27 protein-coding genes and 3 pseudogenes are annotated in these 20,053 nt (G+C 59.8%); 15 read left to right on the top strand and 15 right to left on the bottom strand.

Annotated features, from left to right (window positions below):
* Positions 1–560, top strand: a pseudogene (gene istB / locus IYY11_RS01260) (IS21-like element helper ATPase IstB); the annotation flags it as partial.
* A 435-nt stretch (positions 561–995) separates the two neighbouring features.
* On the opposite strand, the gene IYY11_RS01255 reads toward istB, so the two are convergent.
* Complete coding sequence (locus IYY11_RS01255) at positions 996–1,487, bottom strand: hypothetical protein (protein ID WP_124740578.1); 492 nt, start codon at positions 1,485–1,487, stop codon at positions 996–998.
* A gap of 73 nt (positions 1,488–1,560) precedes the next feature.
* On the opposite strand from IYY11_RS01255, the gene IYY11_RS01250 reads away from it, so the two are divergent.
* The gene (locus IYY11_RS01250) at positions 1,561–1,746 is read left to right on the top strand and encodes a hypothetical protein (RefSeq protein WP_109026916.1); all 186 of its coding nucleotides are present in this window, start codon (positions 1,561–1,563) and stop codon (positions 1,744–1,746) included.
* A gap of 103 nt (positions 1,747–1,849) precedes the next feature.
* Here the strand turns inward: IYY11_RS01250 and IYY11_RS23570 are convergent, their stop codons facing one another.
* Positions 1,850–2,041 carry a hypothetical protein gene (locus tag IYY11_RS23570; protein ID WP_109026917.1) on the bottom strand — a complete coding sequence of 64 codons (192 nt, stop codon included), beginning with the start codon at positions 2,039–2,041 and terminating at the stop codon, positions 1,850–1,852.
* Positions 2,038–2,448, bottom strand: a complete 411-nt coding sequence (locus tag IYY11_RS23565; protein WP_409455205.1) for a hypothetical protein — start codon at positions 2,446–2,448, stop codon at positions 2,038–2,040. Before IYY11_RS23565 ends, IYY11_RS23570 begins: the two co-directional genes overlap by 4 nt.
* Between IYY11_RS23565 and IYY11_RS23560 the strand changes: the two genes are divergently transcribed.
* Both IYY11_RS23560 and IYY11_RS22580 read left to right on the top strand, forming a co-directional pair.
* Positions 2,401–2,595, top strand: coding sequence for a hypothetical protein (locus IYY11_RS23560; protein WP_409455206.1), 195 nt, complete (start codon positions 2,401–2,403; stop codon positions 2,593–2,595). The two genes, IYY11_RS23565 and IYY11_RS23560, sit on opposite strands and share 48 nt — an antisense overlap.
* Positions 2,558–2,770, top strand: coding sequence for a hypothetical protein (locus tag IYY11_RS22580; protein ID WP_245435149.1), 213 nt, complete (start codon positions 2,558–2,560; stop codon positions 2,768–2,770). Before IYY11_RS23560 ends, IYY11_RS22580 begins: the two co-directional genes overlap by 38 nt.
* 154 nt (positions 2,771–2,924) lie before the next feature.
* Here the strand turns inward: IYY11_RS22580 and IYY11_RS01240 are convergent, their stop codons facing one another.
* Positions 2,925–3,515, bottom strand: coding sequence for a hypothetical protein (locus IYY11_RS01240; RefSeq protein ID WP_245435102.1), 591 nt, complete (start codon positions 3,513–3,515; stop codon positions 2,925–2,927).
* Positions 3,516–3,723: 208 nt separating this feature from the next.
* Positions 3,724–4,497, bottom strand: a complete 774-nt coding sequence (gene amoC / locus IYY11_RS01235) for a bacterial ammonia monooxygenase, subunit AmoC (protein ID WP_109026919.1) — start codon at positions 4,495–4,497, stop codon at positions 3,724–3,726.
* Between the two features lie 165 nt (positions 4,498–4,662).
* Between amoC and IYY11_RS01230 the strand changes: the two genes are divergently transcribed.
* The gene (locus tag IYY11_RS01230; protein ID WP_109026920.1) at positions 4,663–5,646 is read left to right on the top strand and encodes a GlxA family transcriptional regulator; all 984 of its coding nucleotides are present in this window, start codon (positions 4,663–4,665) and stop codon (positions 5,644–5,646) included.
* A 357-nt stretch (positions 5,647–6,003) separates the two neighbouring features.
* Here IYY11_RS01230 and IYY11_RS01225 read toward each other — a convergent pair whose 3' ends face one another.
* On the bottom strand, positions 6,004–6,981 hold the full coding sequence (locus IYY11_RS01225) for a GlxA family transcriptional regulator (RefSeq protein WP_109026921.1): 978 nt from the start codon (positions 6,979–6,981) through the stop codon (positions 6,004–6,006).
* A 90-nt stretch (positions 6,982–7,071) separates the two neighbouring features.
* Entirely contained in the window at positions 7,072–7,377 is a 306-nt protein-coding gene (locus IYY11_RS01220) for a putative quinol monooxygenase (RefSeq protein WP_109026922.1), read from the bottom strand.
* 1,493 nt (positions 7,378–8,870) lie between these two features.
* Between IYY11_RS01220 and IYY11_RS01215 the strand changes: the two genes are divergently transcribed.
* Positions 8,871–9,302 carry a hypothetical protein gene (locus IYY11_RS01215; protein ID WP_109026923.1) on the top strand — a complete coding sequence of 144 codons (432 nt, stop codon included), beginning with the start codon at positions 8,871–8,873 and terminating at the stop codon, positions 9,300–9,302.
* A gap of 23 nt (positions 9,303–9,325) precedes the next feature.
* The gene (locus IYY11_RS23170) at positions 9,326–9,730 is read left to right on the top strand and encodes a J domain-containing protein (RefSeq protein ID WP_192879626.1); all 405 of its coding nucleotides are present in this window, start codon (positions 9,326–9,328) and stop codon (positions 9,728–9,730) included.
* Positions 9,731–9,824: 94 nt separating this feature from the next.
* Here the strand turns inward: IYY11_RS23170 and IYY11_RS01205 are convergent, their stop codons facing one another.
* Positions 9,825–10,091, bottom strand: coding sequence for a hypothetical protein (locus IYY11_RS01205; protein ID WP_109026924.1), 267 nt, complete (start codon positions 10,089–10,091; stop codon positions 9,825–9,827).
* Between the two features lie 105 nt (positions 10,092–10,196).
* Entirely contained in the window at positions 10,197–10,628 is a 432-nt protein-coding gene (locus IYY11_RS01200) for a cupin domain-containing protein (protein WP_158273655.1), read from the bottom strand.
* 362 nt (positions 10,629–10,990) lie between these two features.
* Here IYY11_RS01200 and IYY11_RS23165 point away from each other — a divergent pair, with 362 nt between their 5' ends.
* On the top strand, positions 10,991–11,242 hold the full coding sequence (locus IYY11_RS23165; RefSeq protein WP_109026933.1) for a NepR family anti-sigma factor: 252 nt from the start codon (positions 10,991–10,993) through the stop codon (positions 11,240–11,242).
* A gap of 265 nt (positions 11,243–11,507) precedes the next feature.
* Here the strand turns inward: IYY11_RS23165 and IYY11_RS01190 are convergent, their stop codons facing one another.
* Together IYY11_RS01190 and IYY11_RS01185 are read right to left on the bottom strand one after the other, a co-directional pair.
* On the bottom strand, positions 11,508–11,978 hold the full coding sequence (locus tag IYY11_RS01190; RefSeq protein WP_109026938.1) for an Hsp20/alpha crystallin family protein: 471 nt from the start codon (positions 11,976–11,978) through the stop codon (positions 11,508–11,510).
* Between the two features lie 198 nt (positions 11,979–12,176).
* A pseudogene (locus IYY11_RS01185) lies at positions 12,177–12,374 on the bottom strand (ATP-binding protein); the annotation flags it as partial.
* A gap of 333 nt (positions 12,375–12,707) precedes the next feature.
* Between IYY11_RS01185 and IYY11_RS01180 the strand changes: the two are divergent.
* The 4 genes from IYY11_RS01180 (at position 12,708) to IYY11_RS01165 (ending at position 14,179) form a co-directional block, all read left to right on the top strand.
* Positions 12,708–13,160: a hypothetical protein gene (locus tag IYY11_RS01180; RefSeq protein WP_109026941.1), complete on the top strand. Its 453-nt coding sequence runs from the start codon at positions 12,708–12,710 to the stop codon at positions 13,158–13,160.
* A complete protein-coding gene (locus IYY11_RS01175) occupies positions 13,150–13,341 on the top strand; it encodes a hypothetical protein (RefSeq protein ID WP_109026945.1) in 192 nt (63 codons plus the stop codon). The genes IYY11_RS01180 and IYY11_RS01175 overlap by 11 nt, the downstream gene beginning before the upstream one ends.
* A 262-nt stretch (positions 13,342–13,603) precedes the next feature.
* Positions 13,604–13,840, top strand: a complete 237-nt coding sequence (locus IYY11_RS01170) for a hypothetical protein (RefSeq protein WP_124740580.1) — start codon at positions 13,604–13,606, stop codon at positions 13,838–13,840.
* 108 nt (positions 13,841–13,948) lie between these two features.
* Positions 13,949–14,179, top strand: coding sequence for a hypothetical protein (locus IYY11_RS01165; RefSeq protein ID WP_124740581.1), 231 nt, complete (start codon positions 13,949–13,951; stop codon positions 14,177–14,179).
* Positions 14,180–14,202: 23 nt separating this feature from the next.
* Here the strand turns inward: IYY11_RS01165 and smbP are convergent, their stop codons facing one another.
* Positions 14,203–14,541: a small metal-binding protein SmbP gene (gene smbP, locus IYY11_RS01160; protein ID WP_109026958.1), complete on the bottom strand. Its 339-nt coding sequence runs from the start codon at positions 14,539–14,541 to the stop codon at positions 14,203–14,205.
* Positions 14,542–14,705: 164 nt separating this feature from the next.
* On the opposite strand from smbP, the gene IYY11_RS01155 reads away from it, so the two are divergent.
* Positions 14,706–15,131, top strand: a complete 426-nt coding sequence (locus tag IYY11_RS01155) for a universal stress protein (RefSeq protein ID WP_109026984.1) — start codon at positions 14,706–14,708, stop codon at positions 15,129–15,131.
* Positions 15,132–15,740: 609 nt separating this feature from the next.
* On the opposite strand, the gene IYY11_RS01150 is transcribed toward IYY11_RS01155, so the two are convergent.
* Positions 15,741–16,040: a putative quinol monooxygenase gene (locus tag IYY11_RS01150; RefSeq protein WP_109026961.1), complete on the bottom strand. Its 300-nt coding sequence runs from the start codon at positions 16,038–16,040 to the stop codon at positions 15,741–15,743.
* A 385-nt stretch (positions 16,041–16,425) separates the two neighbouring features.
* On the opposite strand from IYY11_RS01150, the gene IYY11_RS01145 reads away from it, so the two are divergent.
* Complete coding sequence (locus IYY11_RS01145) at positions 16,426–17,613, top strand: integrase core domain-containing protein (protein WP_109026963.1); 1,188 nt, start codon at positions 16,426–16,428, stop codon at positions 17,611–17,613.
* 128 nt (positions 17,614–17,741) lie between these two features.
* Here the strand turns inward: IYY11_RS01145 and IYY11_RS01140 are convergent, their stop codons facing one another.
* Both IYY11_RS01140 and IYY11_RS01135 read right to left on the bottom strand, forming a co-directional pair.
* Positions 17,742–18,464 carry an SMC-Scp complex subunit ScpB gene (locus IYY11_RS01140; RefSeq protein WP_109026966.1) on the bottom strand — a complete coding sequence of 241 codons (723 nt, stop codon included), beginning with the start codon at positions 18,462–18,464 and terminating at the stop codon, positions 17,742–17,744.
* 18 nt (positions 18,465–18,482) lie between these two features.
* Entirely contained in the window at positions 18,483–19,523 is a 1,041-nt protein-coding gene (locus IYY11_RS01135; RefSeq protein WP_158273656.1) for a DUF1403 family protein, read from the bottom strand.
* A 151-nt stretch (positions 19,524–19,674) separates the two neighbouring features.
* Between IYY11_RS01135 and IYY11_RS01130 the strand changes: the two are divergent.
* Positions 19,675–20,053 (top strand): annotated as a pseudogene (locus tag IYY11_RS01130) (transposase); the annotation flags it as partial.

Below are 20,053 nucleotides of genomic sequence, written 5' to 3'. Positions count from 1 at the left end.
GCAAAACTCCGCCAGCAGGCCAGCATCGAAGATGTCGACTACCGCGCCGCGCGCGGGCTCGACCGCGCCCTGTTCCAGAAGCTAGCCGAGGGCCAGTGGATCGACGCCCACGACAATCTCGCCCTCGTCGGTCCGTCCGGCGTCGGCAAGAGCTGGCTCGCCTGCGCCATCGGCCAGAAGGCTTGCCGGGACAATCGCTCGGTCGTCTATCATCGCTGGCCGAAGCTCTGCGAAGACCTTGCACTCGCGCGCGGCGATGGGCGCCACCGCGTCTTATCAAATCCCTCGGCCGCGCCGATCTCCTGATCCTCGACGACTTCGGCCTCGAGCCGCTCGACGCCGGCGCCCGCCACGATCTCCTGGAAATCCTCGAAGAGCGCTATGGGCGACGATCGACGATCGTCACATCCCAACTTCCCGTGACCTCATGGCATGAGGTCATCGGCGATCCCACCTACGCCGACGCGATCTTGGACCGCCTCGTGCACAACGCGCATCGCGTAGAACTCGTCGGCGAGAGCCTGCGCCGCGCCCGCGCCAAAGGACCCAAAACGACTTGACCAAAAACAATCGGAGGTGAGACAAATCTCGTCGGTCAACGAACGCGGCGCCCGGGCGGGATCATCTCGTAAAAGGGGGGCGCCATTATCCCGGAATCCCCGGGCGGCATTATCCCGTTACAGACGGGCGCCTTCGTCGGAATCGTCAGGCAACCCGCCGACTCAAGTCTTTGTCGGCTCTTCAGCGGCGTAGGCGCATCCTTCGGCGAGCGCAGCGGCAAAGAAACACGCCCAGGCAATCGCCAGTCGCGCGCAAGACGCGTGACCAAAATTCATGCGCTAACCGACGCGTAACGCTGCCTCTCGCCTTCTGACAACCGGCGGTCAAGTCGCTGTTTACCCGGCGGGCGCGGACATTCTGGCGAAACTGCCGCCTTATGGCGTTGCGCGGGCGACGACGGTTATCGCAGCGCCATTCACCGCCACACGCGCGCCCTAACCCGAAGGGACAAACTTGCCTCCGTCTGCGTCGCTGCGATCGCCGCCAAGGGTTAGGCGAGGCGATGTTGCGTCTGGCAAATCCAACTTGGGGATAGCGTATCGTTGGTTGAGCAAGGGCATGTAGTTGGACGCTGACGGCGCGGGCATGCCCGTGACGAACGCGGCCGCTGCCAGGAGAAACTGGACGCCGCGATCCGCTTTTGGTTTGCGGAAGAAGACGAACTGGCGATCCATACCGTGGCGGCCGCAGCCTACCGCTCTCTCCGCGACCTTATGGCGCGACGCGGATTGCAGCCTTTTGGCGAATTTGTGCGCGCTGGATTTTTTTCGGCGGAGCTGCGCGACGCGCTGCCGATCGAGGCGGTCATAGACGACTGCCGCCGGCGGCAAGCTGTCTTCGGTACGGAGTGGCGTCGTGCTTAGCATACTGCGCGCGCCTGGGTTGGACGCCGGCCCGAGCAACCTGGCCTTGACCGGGCCGAACATGGCGCGAATCCGACTGTTAAGAAATCATGGAACAAAGCCACCGCAGAAAAGTTGCGGCCTCGGGCGGGCCGTGATGACAGAAAAAAACAACCAAAGAAGCGACCCGCTCGCTCGCGAACTCCAGGAATTGCCCTTCGCCGGTCTCCAGCAAATCGGCAAGGAGCTACGGATTAAGCTCACAGAGATCATCGGGGAACCGCTGCCCGACGAGTTACAAGCGCTATTGGAGAAATTGGAACAGGAGCTTGACCAAAAGTAGACGCGCAGCGGCGTGCTGACGATTGTCGTCCATCAATGGTGGCGAGCACGTAGCCTACATAGAATCCCGTCGAGTGCCGACGCCAAGGGCGTACTAACGGAGCCTAACTCCTCTGAGTTCCATGGTTCTCCTCCGAGGCCGTGCCGTCGCGACGCATCATCACGACCATGTCAGGCGCCGCCGCGATGATGGCCTCGTCCGCCATCGGCTTGTCACCCTCGATCGCCCCCGCCGCGTTGACTCCTCCCCCCAATTCGATGATCGCTTCGGCGGAAGTGCCGCGCCCGCCGATCACGGGCCGTTGGTTCTGCAGCGAGAGCTCGAAAAGGACGCGGCGCGGCGTTTCCGTCTTGGCGACGACGCCGGCCGGCGTTGGGATGTCCGGCACGGATTCACTGATGAACGGCCGGTAGCACATCCCACGCCATTAAGCCTGCTAGGATGAGATTCGGGAAAAATGCAGTTACGATATGAGCAATAATGAAGCAGTTTCGAGTCATAACCGGATGGATCGACTATTGGCCGCCTATCATCTGGTGACCTGACTTCCATGGACTCCCGCAGCGGTAGCCTGCCCTCGGGTAGAACCTTCATCTCCTCGCCCGTCAGCATCTCGAACTCGAGCACCCCATTCGCGAGCGTATCGAGTTGCCTGTGTTTTTCGGTCAAGATGCGCTTGGCCTCATCATAGGCTTCCTGCACCAGCCGCCGCACTTCGGCGTCGATCGTCTGCTACGTCGCTTTGGAGATCGTCTGGTGCCGGATCGAATAGCCGAGGAAATGTTCCTGGTGCGTATCGGCATAGGCGACCGTGCCGAGTTTGTCCGCCGGCCTTGGCGGCGGCAATGACGCGCACACACGACGCGCCGACGCCGACGAACATTTCGACGAGGTCGGAGCCCGAGATCGAGAAGAAGGGCATGCCAGCCTCGACCGCCTCGGCTACGTGCTGGCGGCCGGCGCGACGCCCATGCGGCAGGGAGCGGCTTTGGCCTTCGAGGAGCCGGGCACAGCGTCGACATAGATGCACGCCGTTTTTGGAATGCAAAGACCGTCATTGCGAGGAGCGTAAGCGACGAAGCAATCCAGGAGTCGCACTAAAAAGTGGATTGCTTCGTTGCGCTCGCGATACGATCCAGCGCGAAGACCGTTCGCTCCAAGGGAGCAAACGGTCGCCATCACGCGTGGCGGAGCTTGGTCTTTTTCGACGATCGCTTGCCGAAGACATGCGCGTACCAGCCCGCGCCCAGAGCGAGCGCTACGACGGTAGCGACGGCGACCGCAGTCCAATCGCGTAGAAACGCTTCCCCGACCGAGAAGGGGAAACGGGCGTTGTATTCCTTGCGCCCATCTTCGCTGCGCGCCCGCACGAGCGCCACATAGTCGCCTTGCTTCCTGAAGTCGTGTTCGAGCTGGATAACGCCGGTCTGGAACTGCGCGGGCGGCAGGTAGGCTTCGTTCGGCGCAGCCTCGTCGTCCCCCTTCGGGTCCGCCTCAACGATGCGGATCTCCACCATCATGTCCCGCAATTCGTCCTGCATCGTGTCGACCACGATGGTCGTCGGTCCTGTCTCAGGAATGTCCTCGCAGAACTGGCTTCGCGATTGCGTCGGCTGATAGAAGCTGAAGGTTATGATGTTAGGCCCCATCTGGGTCGCGCATTCGCGAACTTTCTGGAAAGCCTTGGCGGAATCCCTGCGCACCGCCTGTGCGTCCGCGCGGGCGATCAAGCCGATCGCCGCGAGGAGAATCAATAGGAGCCTCATCATGAGCATGCCTCCACTCGTCTTCCGGCACCGCGTCTCTAGATTCGAGAATGCCGCAATTTTTGGTCTGACGTCCATCGCCTCCCGCCGCAGAAGGCGGCGAGAGGCGACGAAATGAGCTCGATTCTGGGAGTTTTTCGCATTCCCTCCCGCGCCGCGCCGTCGTTCGTCAGGAGGTCCAAACGCGGCCGCGGCGCGAGAATCTTGAGCCTTACGCGCCGGTCAGCAGTTCGACGCCTTCCTTGCCGATGACACGATGGATGTTCAGCAGGAGTTGGATCACGACCCCGAACACGCCGAGCGCCATCCAGCCGAAGAACACGAAGCCCCAATGCAGCGGCGCAACGAACAGCTCTTCCATAAACCAGAACGTGTGGCCCCACTCATTCAGGCCAACGTTCGGAATGATCATGAAGGGTCCGATCGAGACGATCAGATAGGCAATCGAATAGCCCTTCGAGAAGTAGGGGATTCGCGTCTTCGCATGGAAGAAGCAGCCGATCGCCATGATCGAGTAGATCGGATAGCTCATGTAGAACTCGATGATGTGCGACGGGGTGAAGTCCGTGTCGCGAATCACCGTCATGTGCCACGTGCCGTCCTGCTCGGTGAAGAAAGACGCGCCCCAATAGATCGCCGCCGCATAGACGACGAGCCAGGCTGCATTGTCGGCGATGGCCTTCATCTCCTGACGCGGCGTCACGGTCGACATGTCACGCACGCGCGTCTTCCAGAGCCAGCCGGCGAGGCCGATGCCTGAGATGAGCTCCAGCGGAATTTCCGTCCACAGAATGCTCATCCAATAGGTCTGGAACTCCGGCGCGAATGAATCGAGGCCAGCCCGCCAGCCGTAAATCTGCTCGTATATGCGCACGATCAGATAGAACCCGTTCAGAACGGCGAGCCCGATCCACATTCCCCTTAGGTCGACAACTTTTTCCACTTCTGCACGGGACCGGCCCGCAACTTCTGTTGTCACACTCATTTTTCATCCTCCGATTGATCCGGGCGGTCTTGGTTCCTCCCGTGAGGGAAATGTGCTCGACCTTGAGATCGATTACAGCTAGTCTCGTTTGACAATAAGAATACCGGGCTTGCCATCGAGTTTGCCAAACTCGAGACAAAGTCTGCCAAACGTCAGGGCGTCGCAATGGATGTTGTTGTCCTTGGCTATCGCGATTGCATCGGGTCTGCGTTTCTGGGTCCCTATGACATGCTTACGATGAGTCTTCGGATGCTCACGAAGCCAGGTAGACCGCTGCCGTTTGAAGTCGTTACCGCGAGCTTTAATGGCGCGCCTTTTGATGACGGAAACCGTAGGCGGCAGGAGGTAGATAAGGGCCTTGATTCGATCAAGTCTTGCAGCGCTGTCATCGTCCCAGCTTACATATGTGATGGTAATAATCGTCTGTCACTCTCTATCGAAATTGGTGCAATCGCGGCCTGGTTGAGGCATCAACATGCGCTTGGCGCAATTGTGTGCGCCTCCTGCAACGGGGTCTTCATTCTTGGCGAGGCTGGGCTACTTGATGGTCGCCGTTGCACAACAACGTGGTGGCGGCACGATGATTTGAAGGCCAATTATCCACGCGCACAGGTCGCGTGGGGTGCGTCTCTTATTGAAGAAAATCGTGTTGTAACTGCGGGCGGGCCGCTTTCATGGATCGACCTTTCGCTCCACGTCATTCGCTCTCTTTGCGGTGGTGACGCCGCGAAAGAGGCTGCAGATTTCACGGTTGTTGACACGACGCCATCAACTCAAACCATTTATGTCCCTCCCGGACATTTGGCAGCGTCCAACCGGTTCTTGCTTGAAGCTGAGAGGGTGGTTCGCCAGGCCGGTGATGCACCGCTAACAGCCCGGCAACTCGCAGTTGCGCTCAATTCCTCAGAGAGGACGCTCCACAGACGCCTTAAAGAAACCTCAGGAGAAACTCCGAAAGGCTTCATCGATCGAGTACGTTTTGAAATCACTCGAACGCTGCTCGAGACGACTGCACATTCCGTTAAAGAGTTGTCGCAGACCTCAGGATACTCAGATCAAACTAGCTTTCGCCGCGCATTTCAGCGGTATTCTGGAATGACCCCAGGTGCCTATAGGGCATGGATAAAAGCGCGCCGAGGGACTGCGTGAAACGTGTACTCGTGATTCATTCGGTGAGGTTTGTAGTGATGATGACAGGCCCCTCTCGCCTCCCGCCGAGAGATATGACCTTATTTGCACGCGAACAAAGCAGACCGGAGCGCCCACGTCGCTAAACGAGCCCCTCTCAGCGGGCACATTGTGCTCGAGCGGAAGAAGTTCGAACATAGGCGTGGCTCATGCTGGAGGGTGACTGTGGCAGCACACGCATTCGACGCTTACGGAACTGTCTTTGACGTGCGTTCCGTGACAGTCAAGCCAGAAAAAATTGCGAATCATTAGCTGCCTCCCTCTCCGAAGCCCCGAGTCAGAAATTCGAACCGATGGGACTCTTTATGGGTCCGGAGCCTAAGTTTGTCGATTGCGACTCTGGGTACGGTAAGCCCCAGGCGTCATGCCGGAGTATCGATAAAATGCTCGTCGAAAGCTCGCTGCATCCGAATACCCAGAGCTTGCAGCCAGTTGCTTCAGCGAGCATTTTGTCGTCTCAAGTAGCATTCGAGCGGTTTCGAAGCGCACGCGATCAATAAATTGCTTTGGCGTCTCGCTGGTCGCCTCTTTTAGCCGCCGATTCAAAGTCCGACTCGACATGCCAAGTGCGCGTGCGAGGTCTTGCGCTGTCATAGGGTCCTCTCCAGCTAGCCGGACGACGTGCTCCGCTTCAAGCAAGAAGGCGTTCGCCGCAGCAAAATGACTAAGTGGAGCATATACCGAGCGCGTCGAGGGGGCCGTGTCGACGACCGCGAAATCAGCAGCTATCTTTGCAGCATCTCCACCACACAGCGAACGAATGACATGCAAACACAAGTCAACCCACGATAAAGGCCCGCCCGACGTTACTATCCTCTCGTCCTCGATGAGCGGAGCGCCCCATATAGCGTCGGCTCGCGGATAGCGGCTTTTCAATTCATCGTGACGCCACCACGTGGTTGTGCAACGGCGACCATCAAGTAACCCAGCTTCGCCAAGAATAAACACGCCGCTACACGAAGCGCATACCAAAGCACCAAGTGCATGTTGACGGCGAAGCCACGCGGCCAATGTACCAATCTGCGGCGTTGACAGGAAGTCAGCATTGTCGTCGCATAGATAGCCAGGTACCACTATCGCGCTTGACGCCTTGATCGCAGTGACGCTCTTTTCTACACTTAGAGCGCGCCCGCTACTATCTTCAAATGGCTTGCCATTAAAACTCGCCGTCAAAGTCTTGAAAGGCTGACGGTTGTCCTCTTTGCTGATCATTAGCGAGCTGAGCTTCAGCATATCGACTGAGCCAACGAATCCGGCTCCTAGGCAGCCGTTGAAGCCGAGCACGACAATTTCCATAGCCAGCCTGCTTGGGGTCAGCACAGCGCCGCCCCCGACACCAATTCCGCCTCCGGTTTACTGGTCCGGCGTTGACGCTCGTTCATTTGGTCATCGGTTGGGGAGTTTTTCAACCAAGATCTCAATTTTTTCTATTGATGGAGGCTTCTCCAGGAGATCCGGAGCGTTCGCCATTAGTGCTTTGGCTACTCCTCCAGAGAGATGGGCCTCGCGCCCCTTCTCGTCCGGAAAGGTATCGAAAATACCAAACCTTGACAGGCTCATCTGGATTGCAAACCAGCTGGCGGTATTTGGTTCTGCCTCGACGAGTGGCAGCGCGTCTCTCAAGAAGGTAGCTAATTGCTTCTCTTTTCCCACCTTGGCTTCAAGAGCAACAAACAATCCTGGCTTAGTCATTGGACTTTCTCCTTAGCTTGATCTGGATTACAGCGGTCAGCGCCGACAGGACGTGAAGCCTCCGTCACGTGACATTGCCTGTACGCCCCAAGAAACTCCCGAATCGAAAAGAAAGTGAGGACCCCGGCTGTCGCCATGGTAGAGCCAAGTAGAAAGCTATTGCCTCCGACACCGGCGCTTTCATCTGCTATAGCTGCACTTGCAACGTAAAATGCGGTGACCCATATCGCCACGATCCAGATTGCAACAGCTATCGCGTATAGGACATTTCCATTGAGCCGCTGGCTCTTAGCGCCTGTTTGCATAGTAATACTCTCACCCGCTCTCGCTCGTGATGAGCTATGTTGCACAGATTTAACGAAGGCTTGATCACCCACAGGGGGCCAAGTTTGCCAAAATTGGCTTCAAGTGTGCCATGCGCCCATGCTTGTGTTGAGCCGCCCTCTTCTGCCTCGTCATCCATAACAATCGAGGGTATGAGCGCCTTTAAGCGCCAGGCCCATGAATACTTGTCCGAGCCTTCGGGCTCGTCGAGCGAGAAGATGCGGCGAGCGTCGGTGTGCGGTTCAGGTGGGCTGACTTTTCAAAGGTCAAACAGACCGACAGCTAGGCTCAGGACCTATCAATTTTGATTGAGGCGCGATTCAAAGTCTCCGAGATGGAGGCTTTGATGAATGATTTGTTTTTTGCTCAGCGCGCGCCAGATGGCACGGATATCGCCGTATTTTCCGTTGGCGCACGGAGTGCGGCGGGTTGACGATCGTCGGGTAGTCAGCTGAATCGTCTATGTGATCAAGCATGGTCTGCAACGGATGGATGCGCCCAAAGACTGTGGGCCGCACAAGACTCTCTTCAACCGGTTCATCCGCTAGCGGCTCGGGGTCTTCGACCGCATCTTCGCGGCGGTCGTCGGCGAACGCCCCAAGTCCAAGCGCATCATGATCGACTCGACGCATCTGAAGGCGCATCGCTCCCCCGCAAGCCTTTTAAAAAAGGGTTCTTTCCCGTTGGGAAGATCAGCTTGATGCTCTGTGGACAGACCTTCTGATGTTTTGGAACGCCGACGGCACAATTGAGGCTGCGCGTGTCGAGCCCATGCCGGAACGGGGCGATGGCCTATGTCGCGCGGGACCCGTTGCAGGTGTTGCAGGCTTCCGCGCATGGCGTCGCTAATGTCGTCGCCTTCCTCGCCGATATCACCATTAACGGCGTGAACGTGCTCGCCTCTTAATGGACGAGAAGGACGTGCCTTCGATCGATCTTTACTGAGCGCCTTCGGGCGCTCCTTTTTTGTCTGCTGTGCGCGCGGCTTCTGACGCCTTGACTCGTTAGCAAAGCCGCGCTTCCCTTCCCCGATATTTGAGGGGGATCACACGCGGATCATCGCCGTTTTATTTGCGCTTCTTCCGTCGCTAGCTTTTGCCGATGACATCACGCCGGACAGCTTCGCTAACCGGCTCAAGGCCGACGCGCTGAAGCTCACCGTCAACAGCATGCTGGCGCAAAGCAATACGCTCTACATTCAAGGGACGCCCACAGGCGATCCAATTCCTATTGCCGCTCGCATTGCATACACTATTGAAAATAATTCAGGCATGCCTCTGAGCTTGGCCGTTAAGCGCAGGGGCATCTCAGCTGGTCCTTGCTCAGAGGTCGAAAGCGGCTCGGGGCTCGAACTATTCGATGACGCACTGGCGATCCAGTTGCAGCGCAACAAATCGTATCGCGATCGTGTCATGCGCTTCGTTCCCGACAAGGCGCGCGTGTCAGGAACGATCGTGATGGAAAACACGAGCTGCAAGCCGAGTGACGTTTCGGGCATGACGACCGTGCCCGTTACGATCACCGTCATGGTCGCGAACGAAAACAATTTTCTCGCGGTCCCATTGCAGACGGATGCGCGCCTAACCGTGCGCGGCAATTAGAAACGTTTCCCACCGTCGGTAGCATGACGAGCACCGATCCATACAGTATCCTCGGCGTCGCGCGATCTGCGACGGCCGTGGAGATCAAGGCGGCGTATCGGCTGCTCGCGCACGAGCGACACCCCGACAAGAAGAGCGGATCGCACGAAGCATTCGTCCAACTGACCGCAGCCTATGAGTACGCGCTCGCCCGATGCGGACGGCCGGCGGGCTCTTCCGCGAGCACTTCCCCACCGCCACGGCAGGAATCCTTTGACGAGTTCATGGCGCGCACGTATCGGCACTGGGAGCGCTCCTCCCAGGAGCGAGAGGAATATTTTCGGCGAACGCATGCACATGCGCCATTCCGGCTTTTGTGGTGGCGTCTATCTCACGACTTGCTCGCCGCCGCGCACGACCTGGCAAAGCTTCTCCGTCGTAAATCATAATAGAACGCACCGCGTCTGATCGCGACGATCCTCGACGAGGCGCGACAGGCCCCGACGAGCCATCACATGTCGTGACCTGTCGCTCACCGCTGGTTTAAAGAGGATAGTCGCGCGCAGGATCGATCCCGGCGTCCGTCAGGAATTTGCGCAGGGCGGCAATTTCGTCTTTTGGAAGGCTATGATGGACGTCGTGGAATCCATGGGAAAAGCCGCTCAGCGTCACCAATAAATGGTTGTGCCGAGTACGAGTTATTTCAGCTCCCAGCTCTTCCAACATTGACTTGACGATCTTTGGATCGATGTTGCTACTCATTGGATGCGCGAACAAGGCGTGCAGAATTGTCCGATGCTTATGGTTCATTTATTGAACTTCCCGCTCATCTCAAAGGTCTATCATTTCGCACGGTGCACGCAGCTGCGACAACGAGACTTGCCCTTTGCATCTGAACCATCCCGGGGTTCTGGTTTATTTCGCCGGAACCGGGATCGCCGAACCTTTGCCTTCCGGCGCGCTGGCGGGCAGCAGTTCGAAGGTCAGAAGTTCGACCGGAGCTGCGCCAGTGTTGCTCGATTCATGGGCGACCGAGCCGGTCTCTGCGAAACAATCGCCCGCCCTGTAAATGGTCGGCGTTCCGCCGAGCGTATAGGTCATCTCCCCGGAAAGGACGCAGCGCAGCCCCGGCCCGAGGTGAAGATGCGCATGCATGTAGCCCCCTGGGTCGATGGTCGTCTGCGTCACGCGGATACGGTACTTGCCGTTGAGCTCGGCGAGTTGGCCAAGGTCCGAGAGTTCAGCTTTGATTTTCTGGTGAAAGCCTTTGATCTCTACTTCGTCCGCCTTGGCGCTGGCCGAGGCGGCAAGGAACAAGATGGCGAAAGCGACGACGAAGTTCAACATAGACGCCTCCAAATGCGCGCGCCACAATCGTCGCGCAAAGCTCTCCTCGGTTTCAGTCTTCGGCAGCTTAACGTTGGTCGTCGCTAAGTCCGCGGCGGGCGCGTGGCTTGAAACAGCGACTGGCGGGCAGCGCCGCATCATAATTGTGGAGTCTTCGTTTTCAACACTTCAGCTTGAGCTCCGCCTTCGCAGCAATCACCCACAACGCCGTGCTTTGCTAGTCTAGATGCCCATACCCGCAGCCAATTTGTCATAAATTTTAAAAATCGGCGCTCACTTACACGCCACTGTCACTTCTTCATATTGTGGCCGCAACCCGAGCTGACCCTGAGTCTGTCATTTATGTCGCCTAAAGGTGTCAGATGGGTCAACCTCGCTTGCTCCCCCAAAAGGTCGAAGACCTAATCGGCGAACAGCTCCGCGCCATGTACGGTGACATCCTTGGTGAGCCGCTTCCAGATCGGTTTCTTGATCTCCTGGAGAGGCTAGAAACGGACAGGGTCTTGGTTTTCGGCGTCCCGGACCGCCAAAAAAAGCGCGACGCCTCAATAAATAGTCCAAAGGAGCGGGGTTTATTCAGCCGATTCGTCCGTCAACAGCTGAGGGCGGGCTAAGCGGAAAATCATGAAAGCGCTTCAGGCATAGGCCCTTTAGGCGAAAAATCGCCAGCAGAATCGACGCCGCCGAAATTCATGTGTCCGCCGAGTGTCGCTTACCGCGGCGGCGTCAATCCAGCGCCTGCTACTCGCGGGGACCTCAGAGGAGTTGCAAACTGTGCGGGTGGCGCAATCCTGCTTGTCGCAAGAAGGAATCACGACGCAGTTGCCTGAGCGCACGCGAGATTTACTCGCGTGCGAGTATTTGTCTTGCGCCCTCCAATCAGGATTGCTTCGGAGGCTGGCCGGCCTGGATTTCGATTGTCTTGGCGGCGCTAGCGGCTTCGGCAGGTTTCTTGACGGTGACGTGGAGAACGCCCTTGTCTAAATGCGCCTCCACGGCTCCGTCAGCGGGAGTGAATGGCAAGGACATTGAGCGATAGAACGAGCCGTAGCTGCGCTCCTCGACGTGCCACTCCTTCTCGTCCCTTTGGCTTTCTTCTTTTTTCTCGCCGGCGATGGTGAGCCGGTTGCCTTCTAAGCCTACTTTAATGTCTTTTTCTTCGACGCCGGGAAGTTCGGCCGTCACCTCGATGGCGTTAACCGTTTCGGCGACGTTAATCGCAGGCGCTTTCGCTCCGACACTCAGGGTCGGAAGACCGGTATCGAAGATACGAAACGCATCTTCCATCTCGCGTCGGAGCGAACGAAAGGGGTCTATGTCCTGACGGGACCACAGGCTCGGCAATCTCATTGTGCTCTCCTAGGATATGCGAACGCCAATGCCCGCTCCCAAGCTGTCAATCAGCATTGAACCGGGACCCCAGATCGGCGCCGAAAAGGGACCCCTTTTCAGGCGTGCGTTTTGTGCCGTAGTCGGCGTGACGGAGGGAGGGCGTAGCCCGACCGGAGTTACGCCGACTACGGCAGCGGCCTGGGCGGCGCGTCGGCCTCAGGCGCGGTTTTCGAAGCGCCAGCTTTCGTTGCCGGTTTCGACGATGTCGCAGTGATGGGTGAGGCGGTCCAGGAGAGCGGTCGTCATCTTGGCGTCGCCGAAGACGCTGGGCCATTCGCCGAAGGCGAGATTGGTTGTGACGATCACTGAGGTGCGCTCATAGAGCCGGCTGACGAGGTGGAAGAGGAGTTGGCCAGAGCGTCGGCGGCTCCTGTCGGGAATGGTTCGCCAAGGCGCTGTCCTCCGAATGGAAGAAGGCCAAGGCGTCTCGCCTGCGCGAGGAAAGCAACGTCGGCCTTCCGGTCCGTTCCTGCGTTGCCGACCGGCCTGCGCCGCGCATGCCCCTATGCCGCCTCTACACCACGCATTCCGGCCGCCTCGCCGGATCATTCGCGGCCTGAACTTCAAGAGGGACCGCATGATAAGCGGCCGGGAAGAGATCTCGCGAACCCCACTCCCGGCCTGACCACAACGCAAACGGAGCTTCACATCATGGCTAAACTGTCTCATACACCATCGCGGCGGGCCATGCTCGCCGGCCTCGCCGCTGCGCCCGTCGCAGGGCTTCCTGCCATTGCTGGCGTCGTCGCGGACGATGATCCGCTGCTTGAGGCTCTCGCAGAATACGAGCGCCTGCACGCGATCGAACGGACTGCTTGGGAAGCCGTGGCGGACGCCGCGCCCACGAGCAATAGGCTCCCGGAAGTTGTCTTTAATGGCAATCGCGTCTTCAGCATTCTCCATCTCGAAACCATGCGCGAAAGCAGCATGGGAATGACAGACGAAGAAATAGACGACACGATTGCGCGCCTCCGCAAAGGCAACGCCACAATGCGTGCTGAAGCCGCCGGCCTTGAGCCAGAATACCAGAACGCGCGCGCCGTTCTAGAAGCCCACAACGCATATGCGCAGAATGCCGAGACGAGCGAGGTATTAGATGCGGAGTCGGCCGCGCAGAAGGCGCAAGATAATGCGAACTGAAGCGCAGCGGGCGGTCTTCGAATCCACACCGACGACGCTCGCGGGCGCCTTACGGCTGCTCCGTCGCCTCGCTGACTTTCTCGACGAAGACGACGTGGTCAATGACATGCTTGTCGGCGACATGATCGGCGACTCCGTCCGCAACGCCGTCGCGGTGTTAGAGCGGGAAGCGCAGTCATGAGCTTCGACAACGACAACGCCTCCGCGGCGCCGCTCTTTATCGAATTGCGCCCCGGCATGCGCAAGGCGCTCGCCGACGCCGTGGACGCGTTCTTGAACCTGTTGGACCAGATCGACGCCGTCCGGACCAGGCGCACTGGGCCGAAGGAGCTAGCGACGACCGCGAGGACGAAAGCGAGCTGCTTGAGCCGACCGGCGATGAGGAGCCAACGCTCGGCGCGACGACCGCCGTCAATCAGCAACATGCTTGGGCCGCGTCTCGCGTGGCCGATGCGGTCGACGAAGCCGAGCCGTCGCTCGGCTGGACGGGCCATGGGAGCGGCCATCCCGAGATGGCGCTGCGCGGCTATGACGACGATCGGGAGAGGACTACAGGGCCGCGCGACGAAGAAGAGGACGACAGCGACAAAGGAGAGCTGGACGGCGACTATATGGACTCTTGGTTCAATTCGCCGCACCTGCCAGGCGGCAATGGCACGGTGCGGAGACCATGCCGATGACTGACCTGAGCAACGTCAAGGCGCGGCCATGCGAACGTCTCGGCGCATCGTCGAGAGCGCCGAGCGCTGCGCCATCAAGGCGGACGATTTGCGGAGAAGGCTGAGGCCGTGACTTACGACCGCACCGCGATCATGCGGGACGCCCACAAGCGATTCCGAGACGGCAAGCGCCTCGGGCTCGGCTGGACGTTCGGGGCAATGCTTGGCCACGGCATGGGCGGCTTCGAAAGATCGGCGCAAGGCTCATGCCCGGGGATTTGCGGCGTAGGCTTCGAGCCCTACATCATCCCGAGCGCCGAAATTCGTCGTCGGCGCAACAGAACGCCCCGCCGTGGATGAAACGGCGGGTTTTGCTGTTTGGGTTATTTCTGCGCCGCTTCCAGATGCGTCAACGCCTCTTCGGCGTGTCCGGTCGCAGCTTTGGCGTCCTTTTTATTGCCTTCCGTAATTGACGCCTTCAGATGGGTAATTCCTTCCTTGGTGTGCTCATTCTTCTTCGCTTTTTCCGCCGCTTCAGCGTGTTTAAGCGCGGCTTCGGCGTGCGTCACCAACACATCCGCATGACCTTGTTTGCCGTGGTCGATCGCTTCCTTGGTGTGGCTAATCGCCTCGGCCAAATGATCCTCGGCGAGCGCGACGCGGGGCGCTACGAAGGCCGCGACTCCAAGACCCAGCGCGAGTACAAAAATTCTGCGGTTCATTGAAATATCCTCCCACTAGCCATTCCTCGGAAGGGAATGCCGGCAGGATCATAATCCACAATTTGCGGGAGTCGATTGTGGCGATTGACGCGGCGGCAAGATACGCGAAGGAGTATTAGAGTTCGGCATCTAGCTGCCTTAAAGGGTCAGCCAGGGAGGCGATGATGTTCAAAAATATTCTTGTCGCGATCGATCTCACCGAATCTGAGATGACCAAGCAGGCGATCGACAAAGCGGCAGCGCTCGCCAGGGCTTTCAATAGCGAACTCAGGCTGGTCAATGTGCAGACGCTTATTCCCATTGCCTTCCTCGACTACGTCAAGGGAAATTTCGACAAGGATATTCGGCAAGGCCTTGAGAAGGAGATCGCGGCCCTAGCGGCTAGCATCGATCATCCGACCGGCCGAATCTCGACCGTTGTGCTGTTCGGTCCCGTCTATCAAAAGGTTCTGGCGGAGGCCGAGGAGTGGGGCGCCGAAGTCATCGTCGTAGGCTCCCACCGGCCAGGAATGGATCGGTTTCTCATTGGCTCCAACGCCGGCGCCATCGTACACCACGCAAAGTGCTCAGTGCTCGTCGTGCGGCAGTAGCGTCTTCGCCCCAACCGTCTTGGCGCGGGCGTTTTAATGTCGCCGGCAGCTCGTTGAGCGGACTCTTCCACTAAAGAGGCAACAAGGCCCCAGCGCATCGGGACAAGCTCATTGCCGCCAGCCGCTGGCCGGATGACTTCAATCTGCGTCGTAGGGCGATGTTGTAGCGCGGCTGGCCGATTAGGTCGGCGATGCGCTGGAACTCTTCCCAGGAGAGAGTAGACCGCTAGGGTGTGTCACCCCCGCGCCCGATATGGCGGCCAATCTGGCATCAGATGAACGTCCGGGAGCCGCAGACGGAGCAGACAAAGCGGCGCACCTCGCCAGGGCAACGAACGGCGTTCCCGGCGCCGTCCGCATGGCATCGAAGGCGACCTTGCCGTGATGGGCGCGCCTGCACAGGGACCCGCTGTCGGACCCCGTCACCGTCGCGCTAAACCTTGTATCGGAAACCGCCGCTGCCATTAGGCAGTCCGAAGAGCAAATCGGCCCATGCGCTCCAGCACTTGCCGTGCGGGAAGCGGAATTGGCCACATCGACAGGCCGCGCGGATGAAGCCGAGGCGGGCATGCAAAAAGTCGTCGACGCGATCGGTGCGTTTTTGTGTTGTCAGCCCAGCTTTGCCGCCAGCACGTCAACCTTCCCGATTTTGGGTGGCTGCGAGAAAAGCTCCGGCGCTTTCGCCATGAGCGCTTTCGCGACTTCCCCAGCAAGATGAGCGTCTCTGCCGGCTTCGTCATTGAAAACGTCGAAAATGGCGAAAGTGGTGGGTGACACTCGGATCGCGAACCACGACACTGTGCCGGGCTCTGCTTCCACGAGCGGCAGCGCCGATTTCAAGAACGCTGCAACCTCGTGCTCCTTGCCGATCTTCGCCTCCAGCGTCGCCAAGATGCCAAATTTCACCATTGCGACCTCCTCAAGACCGACGGTTTCAGGCCGTCAGTTTGCACCAAGCGTCCGCAGATGGCGGCAGCATAGCATTAACTATGGCGGCTGGTCGCGGTTGCCTGCATCGCTCCGCGCGTACGAACCGGCCCGCGCCGAGCCAAAAGTGCTCGGCGACTGGCCTTCCCACCGCACCTCCAGCCGGCCGGCGACGACCGGGCTTTTTCGTGGGCGGAGGGACGGAATCCGCTGACGTTCGCCGACGCTTATCCGGCAAATGTTGGCACGAAGCGGCGCTCGACGCAGTCTATTATCACAACTTATTGTGAGCGACCTGAGAGATGGGTGACAGTTTGTTCCGGACACATGGGTGACACCTCCCGCCAGTCTAGGCGGGAGGTGTCGAATGCCCTGGAAGGGGTGTTCGGTTATGGAAGAGCGTCTTCGGTTCGTCGCGCGTCTGCTCGACGGCGAGGCGATGAGCGATGTGTGCCGGGAGTTCGGCATCTCGCGCAAGACGGGATACAAAATCTTCGATCGTTACAAGGAGCACGGCCTCGAGGCGCTCACCGACCGCTCGCGGCGGCCGGTGCGCTACGCCAACCAGCTGCCCGAGCAGATTGAAAGCCTCATCCTGCGCTGCAAGCGTGAAAAGCCCCATTGGGGCGCGCGCAAGAATCGCGAGCTGCTGCTGCGCAAGCTCGACGGCGATTTCCGCGTCCCCGCCAACAGCACGATCCATGCGGTCTTGTGCCGGCACGGCCTCGTCAAGGCGCTCGGACGCCGCCGCCCGCGGGCGCAGGGCACGGAGCTTTCGCCCGGCCTTGCTCCCAATGATCTCTGGTGTGTGGACTTCAAGGGCGAGTTCAAGCTCGGCTCCGGACGCTACTGCTATCCGCTCACCGTCACCGATCACGCCTCGCGCTTCCTGCTGCTCTGCGAGGCGCTGGAATCGACCAGAGAGGACCCGGCGATCACCGCCTTCGGCCGGCTGTTTCGTGAGCGCGGCCTCCCCGGCGCCATCCGCTCCGACAATGGCGTTCCCTTCGCCAGCCCCAACGGCCTCTTCGGCCTCTCCAAGCTCTCCGTCTGGTGGCTGCGCCTGGGCGTCGAGATCGAGCGCATCAAGCCCGGCCATCCTCAGCAGAACGGCCGCCACGAGCGCATGCACCTGACCTTGAAGAAGGAGGCGACCCGTCCGCCCGGCATGAACAGCTTGCAGCAACAGGCCCGCTTCGACGCGTTCATCAAGGAGTTCAACGACGAAAGGCCGCACGAAGCGCTCGACATGAAGCGCCCGGCCGATGTCTATCGCCCGTCCGCCAAGCCCTATGACGGGAAATTACCGGAAATCGACTATCCGCTGCACGATCGCGACGTGATGGTCACCTCATGCGGGCGCATCTGCATGTATCGAAAGCGCGTCAACATCTCGTCCGTGCTCGCCGGTCAGCGCCTCGGAATCAAGGAAATCGACGACGGCATTTGGCTCGTCAGCTTCATGAGCTACGATCTCGGCTTCATCGATCTGGAGCAGAAAACCTTGCAACCCCTCGACAACCCCTTCGGCCCGAGGTTGTCACCCATGTCTTAGGAACAGACTGTTACCTATGTCTTCAGTCCGGACAATTGATTTTCTTGGCGCGCCAAAGGGGATTCGAACCCCTGTTTTCGCCGTGAAAGGACGACGAGCAGGCAGGGAGTTGCGAACCCTATCACCGGTCATTCCCAATGCTCTTCGAGATCCTCCTCTTCCGCGAAAAGAAGGGCGTCAAGATCGGCCTCCGGCTGCGGCCTCTCCAAAAGTCCCTCGTCTTCGAGCCGTTCGATGTCGGGGAGATCGCGCAGCGACGCGAGTCCGAAGACCTCTAGGAACTTCCTCGTCGTCACGTAGGCGAACGGCGCGCCGGGCTCCGGCGCGCGCAATGCGGCGTCGATCAGCCGATGGCGCTTGAGCGCTCCAATGACGTCGCGGCTGATTTCTCGCCCTGCAAACTGCGACAGCTCCGCGCGCGTCGCTGGCTGCAGATAGGCGATCGCCGTCACGGTGAGGAGTTCGGTCGGCGTCAGCGCTGGCGGTCCGGCGGCGTGGGCGCCGTTGTTCAGGACGCGAATGGCGTCGGCGTAGCGCGGTTTGGTGCGCAGTTGATAGCCGCCGGCGACGAGAACGAGGTCATAGGGCCTTGCCCGCAAATCTTCGCGAATGTCGCAAATCAAATCATCAAAATTGCAATCGCGCCCGACCAGTTTGGTGAGCGCGTCGCGCGTGACCGGCGACGGCGCGGCGAAGATCGCCGCTTCGACGCGCCCCATCCATTCGCGCCAGCGCATCGCCTGTGGCAGATCGGAAAGATCGGCGTCGAACAGCAAATCCCCATCGCGCCGCGGCACACGACGGTTTGGCGGCGGCGCACTGTCCTGTCGATGCGCCTTCATCGACGGCATGTCGGCATCCTTTTCATGTCACAGTCCGTAAAGTCGAAAATTGGCGCGACCGGAGAGTTCGCGCACGGCGCCAAGCGCCATCAACCGATCGAACAAACGCCGCGTGGCGCGATCGGAAAGGCCGGCCGACGTCGCCGCCCGCGTCGGCGAAACGCAATCGTCGGCGAGCAACAAATCGACGACGCGCGCCGCCTTTTTGGCGCGCAATTTTGGCGCAACGCTCAACAGTATATTGGAACGCCGCGACAGTTCTGTCGCCAGCGCGTAAGACTCTTGCGCCGCGCGCGCCATGGCGCGCGCGGCGCTCAAATCCCAATCGGCATCGCTCGGCCGTGGTCGGCGTCCGGTCGCCGTGCGCATCGATGGATGCGTGATCGTCGTCGCCAACAGCGGCAGCGGCGCCTGCCACGCGAGGCGCCGCGCCAACACAAGATCGGCGAACCACAGCGCAAAAATTTCGGCGTCGAATTGCGCCGCGTCACCGATGACGCCCAGCGCTAGCGCGCTCACGCGGGCCGCAGCATTGAGCGGATTCTCAGCTGTCGACCGCTCATCCACAAGGGCGGCGACCGCTTCGCAATCGATGGCCGGCGGTAAATCGAGACAATCGGCCGCGACTCTCACGACGCGCGCATCGAGCCGCACAGAAGGCGTTGTGAACAGGCGCCACAGCCGATGCAGGCGGCCGCCGGGCGTCGGCGCCGCGTCGAAGCCGGCGAGATGTTCGGCGTCGCGCAGGGCGCCTTCGTCTTCGCGCAGACGCGCTATCGCGGCGCAGGCGGTTGCGGCGCGCAAGGCGAGGCGCTGCCGCAGGGCGCCGGCAAAAACGGGTTCGAGGCCTCCTTCCCCGAAGTTTTTGCCGGGGCTCGAAGCATCGGCGGCTCTTCCGTCGGCGCGCGAAACATCGGCGGAGCCGATTCCGGCGCGCGAAATATCGCCTCCGGGGCAACGCAAAAGCTGGTCGAGGCGGGCAAGACTGGCGCCGGCGGCGAAGAAGTGCGCGCTGGCCGCGTCGTGTTGAACGCCGCCGACCTTCGCCCACTGCGTGTCAGGACACATCAGAAATTGAGAAATCGGCCTGTTGAATTTCAATGCGTTACGAAACGCTGCTGATTTACGCGTATACATTTGAATTGAGAAAACGCCCGAATGATGTACAGTTGAATTGAGAATTTGCGGCTCAACCATTTCTCATGGACGCGGCCGAAAAATGAACAGCAATAATGAGAACGCGCCCTGCCCTGATGACGCCGACACGACGGGGTCCGACGACCCGCAGTGGTTAGAGGCATGTCGACGCGAGGAGGCCATCAGAGAATTGTTAGGCCGCTCCGCGGGCGACCGGCTACGAACAAGCGACGTCGAAGATGTTGCTTTGGACCTCGGGATCAGTCGCGCGACACTTTATCGCCTCGTCGCGATCTATCGCGAAACGCCCACCGTTGAGGCGCTTCAGCCGAAGCCGCGAGGCCGATCGAAAGGGGCGCTCGCTCTCGACAAATCGCGTCATAAGTTGATCCGCCAGACGATCCGGGAAGTCTATCTGAAGCCGCAGCGTCCAACGCTGACCCACCTCGTCGAACAAATCC

It is taken from the genome of Methylocystis sp. H62 (genome assembly GCF_015709515.1).
Lineage (GTDB): Bacteria > Pseudomonadota > Alphaproteobacteria > Rhizobiales > Beijerinckiaceae > Methylocystis.
Note: the sequence above shows the minus strand (reverse complement) of the source record. Positions and strands in the feature narration are given on the sequence as shown.

Coding starts and splice junctions, on each gene's coding strand:
- IYY11_RS01255 (WP_124740578.1), bottom strand. CDS start 1,487: ATGTTCGGCCCGGTCAAGGCCAGGTTGCTCGGGCCGGCGTCCAACCCA.
- IYY11_RS01250 (WP_109026916.1), top strand. CDS start 1,561: ATGACAGAAAAAAACAACCAAAGAAGCGACCCGCTCGCTCGCGAACTC.
- IYY11_RS01240 (WP_245435102.1), bottom strand. CDS start 3,515: ATGATGAGGCTCCTATTGATTCTCCTCGCGGCGATCGGCTTGATCGCC.
- amoC (WP_109026919.1), bottom strand. CDS start 4,497: ATGAGTGTGACAACAGAAGTTGCGGGCCGGTCCCGTGCAGAAGTGGAA.
- IYY11_RS01230 (WP_109026920.1), top strand. CDS start 4,663: ATGGATGTTGTTGTCCTTGGCTATCGCGATTGCATCGGGTCTGCGTTT.
- IYY11_RS01225 (WP_109026921.1), bottom strand. CDS start 6,981: ATGGAAATTGTCGTGCTCGGCTTCAACGGCTGCCTAGGAGCCGGATTC.
- IYY11_RS01220 (WP_109026922.1), bottom strand. CDS start 7,377: ATGACTAAGCCAGGATTGTTTGTTGCTCTTGAAGCCAAGGTGGGAAAA.
- IYY11_RS01215 (WP_109026923.1), top strand. CDS start 8,871: ATGCTGGCGCAAAGCAATACGCTCTACATTCAAGGGACGCCCACAGGC.
- IYY11_RS23170 (WP_192879626.1), top strand. CDS start 9,326: ATGACGAGCACCGATCCATACAGTATCCTCGGCGTCGCGCGATCTGCG.
- IYY11_RS01205 (WP_109026924.1), bottom strand. CDS start 10,091: ATGAACCATAAGCATCGGACAATTCTGCACGCCTTGTTCGCGCATCCA.
- IYY11_RS01200 (WP_158273655.1), bottom strand. CDS start 10,628: ATGTTGAACTTCGTCGTCGCTTTCGCCATCTTGTTCCTTGCCGCCTCG.
- IYY11_RS23165 (WP_109026933.1), top strand. CDS start 10,991: ATGGGTCAACCTCGCTTGCTCCCCCAAAAGGTCGAAGACCTAATCGGC.
- IYY11_RS01190 (WP_109026938.1), bottom strand. CDS start 11,978: ATGAGATTGCCGAGCCTGTGGTCCCGTCAGGACATAGACCCCTTTCGT.
- IYY11_RS01180 (WP_109026941.1), top strand. CDS start 12,708: ATGCTCGCCGGCCTCGCCGCTGCGCCCGTCGCAGGGCTTCCTGCCATT.
- IYY11_RS01175 (WP_109026945.1), top strand. CDS start 13,150: ATGCGAACTGAAGCGCAGCGGGCGGTCTTCGAATCCACACCGACGACG.
- smbP (WP_109026958.1), bottom strand. CDS start 14,541: ATGAACCGCAGAATTTTTGTACTCGCGCTGGGTCTTGGAGTCGCGGCC.
- IYY11_RS01155 (WP_109026984.1), top strand. CDS start 14,706: ATGTTCAAAAATATTCTTGTCGCGATCGATCTCACCGAATCTGAGATG.
- IYY11_RS01150 (WP_109026961.1), bottom strand. CDS start 16,040: ATGGTGAAATTTGGCATCTTGGCGACGCTGGAGGCGAAGATCGGCAAG.
- IYY11_RS01145 (WP_109026963.1), top strand. CDS start 16,426: ATGCCCTGGAAGGGGTGTTCGGTTATGGAAGAGCGTCTTCGGTTCGTC.
- IYY11_RS01140 (WP_109026966.1), bottom strand. CDS start 18,464: ATGCCGTCGATGAAGGCGCATCGACAGGACAGTGCGCCGCCGCCAAAC.
- IYY11_RS01135 (WP_158273656.1), bottom strand. CDS start 19,523: ATGTGTCCTGACACGCAGTGGGCGAAGGTCGGCGGCGTTCAACACGAC.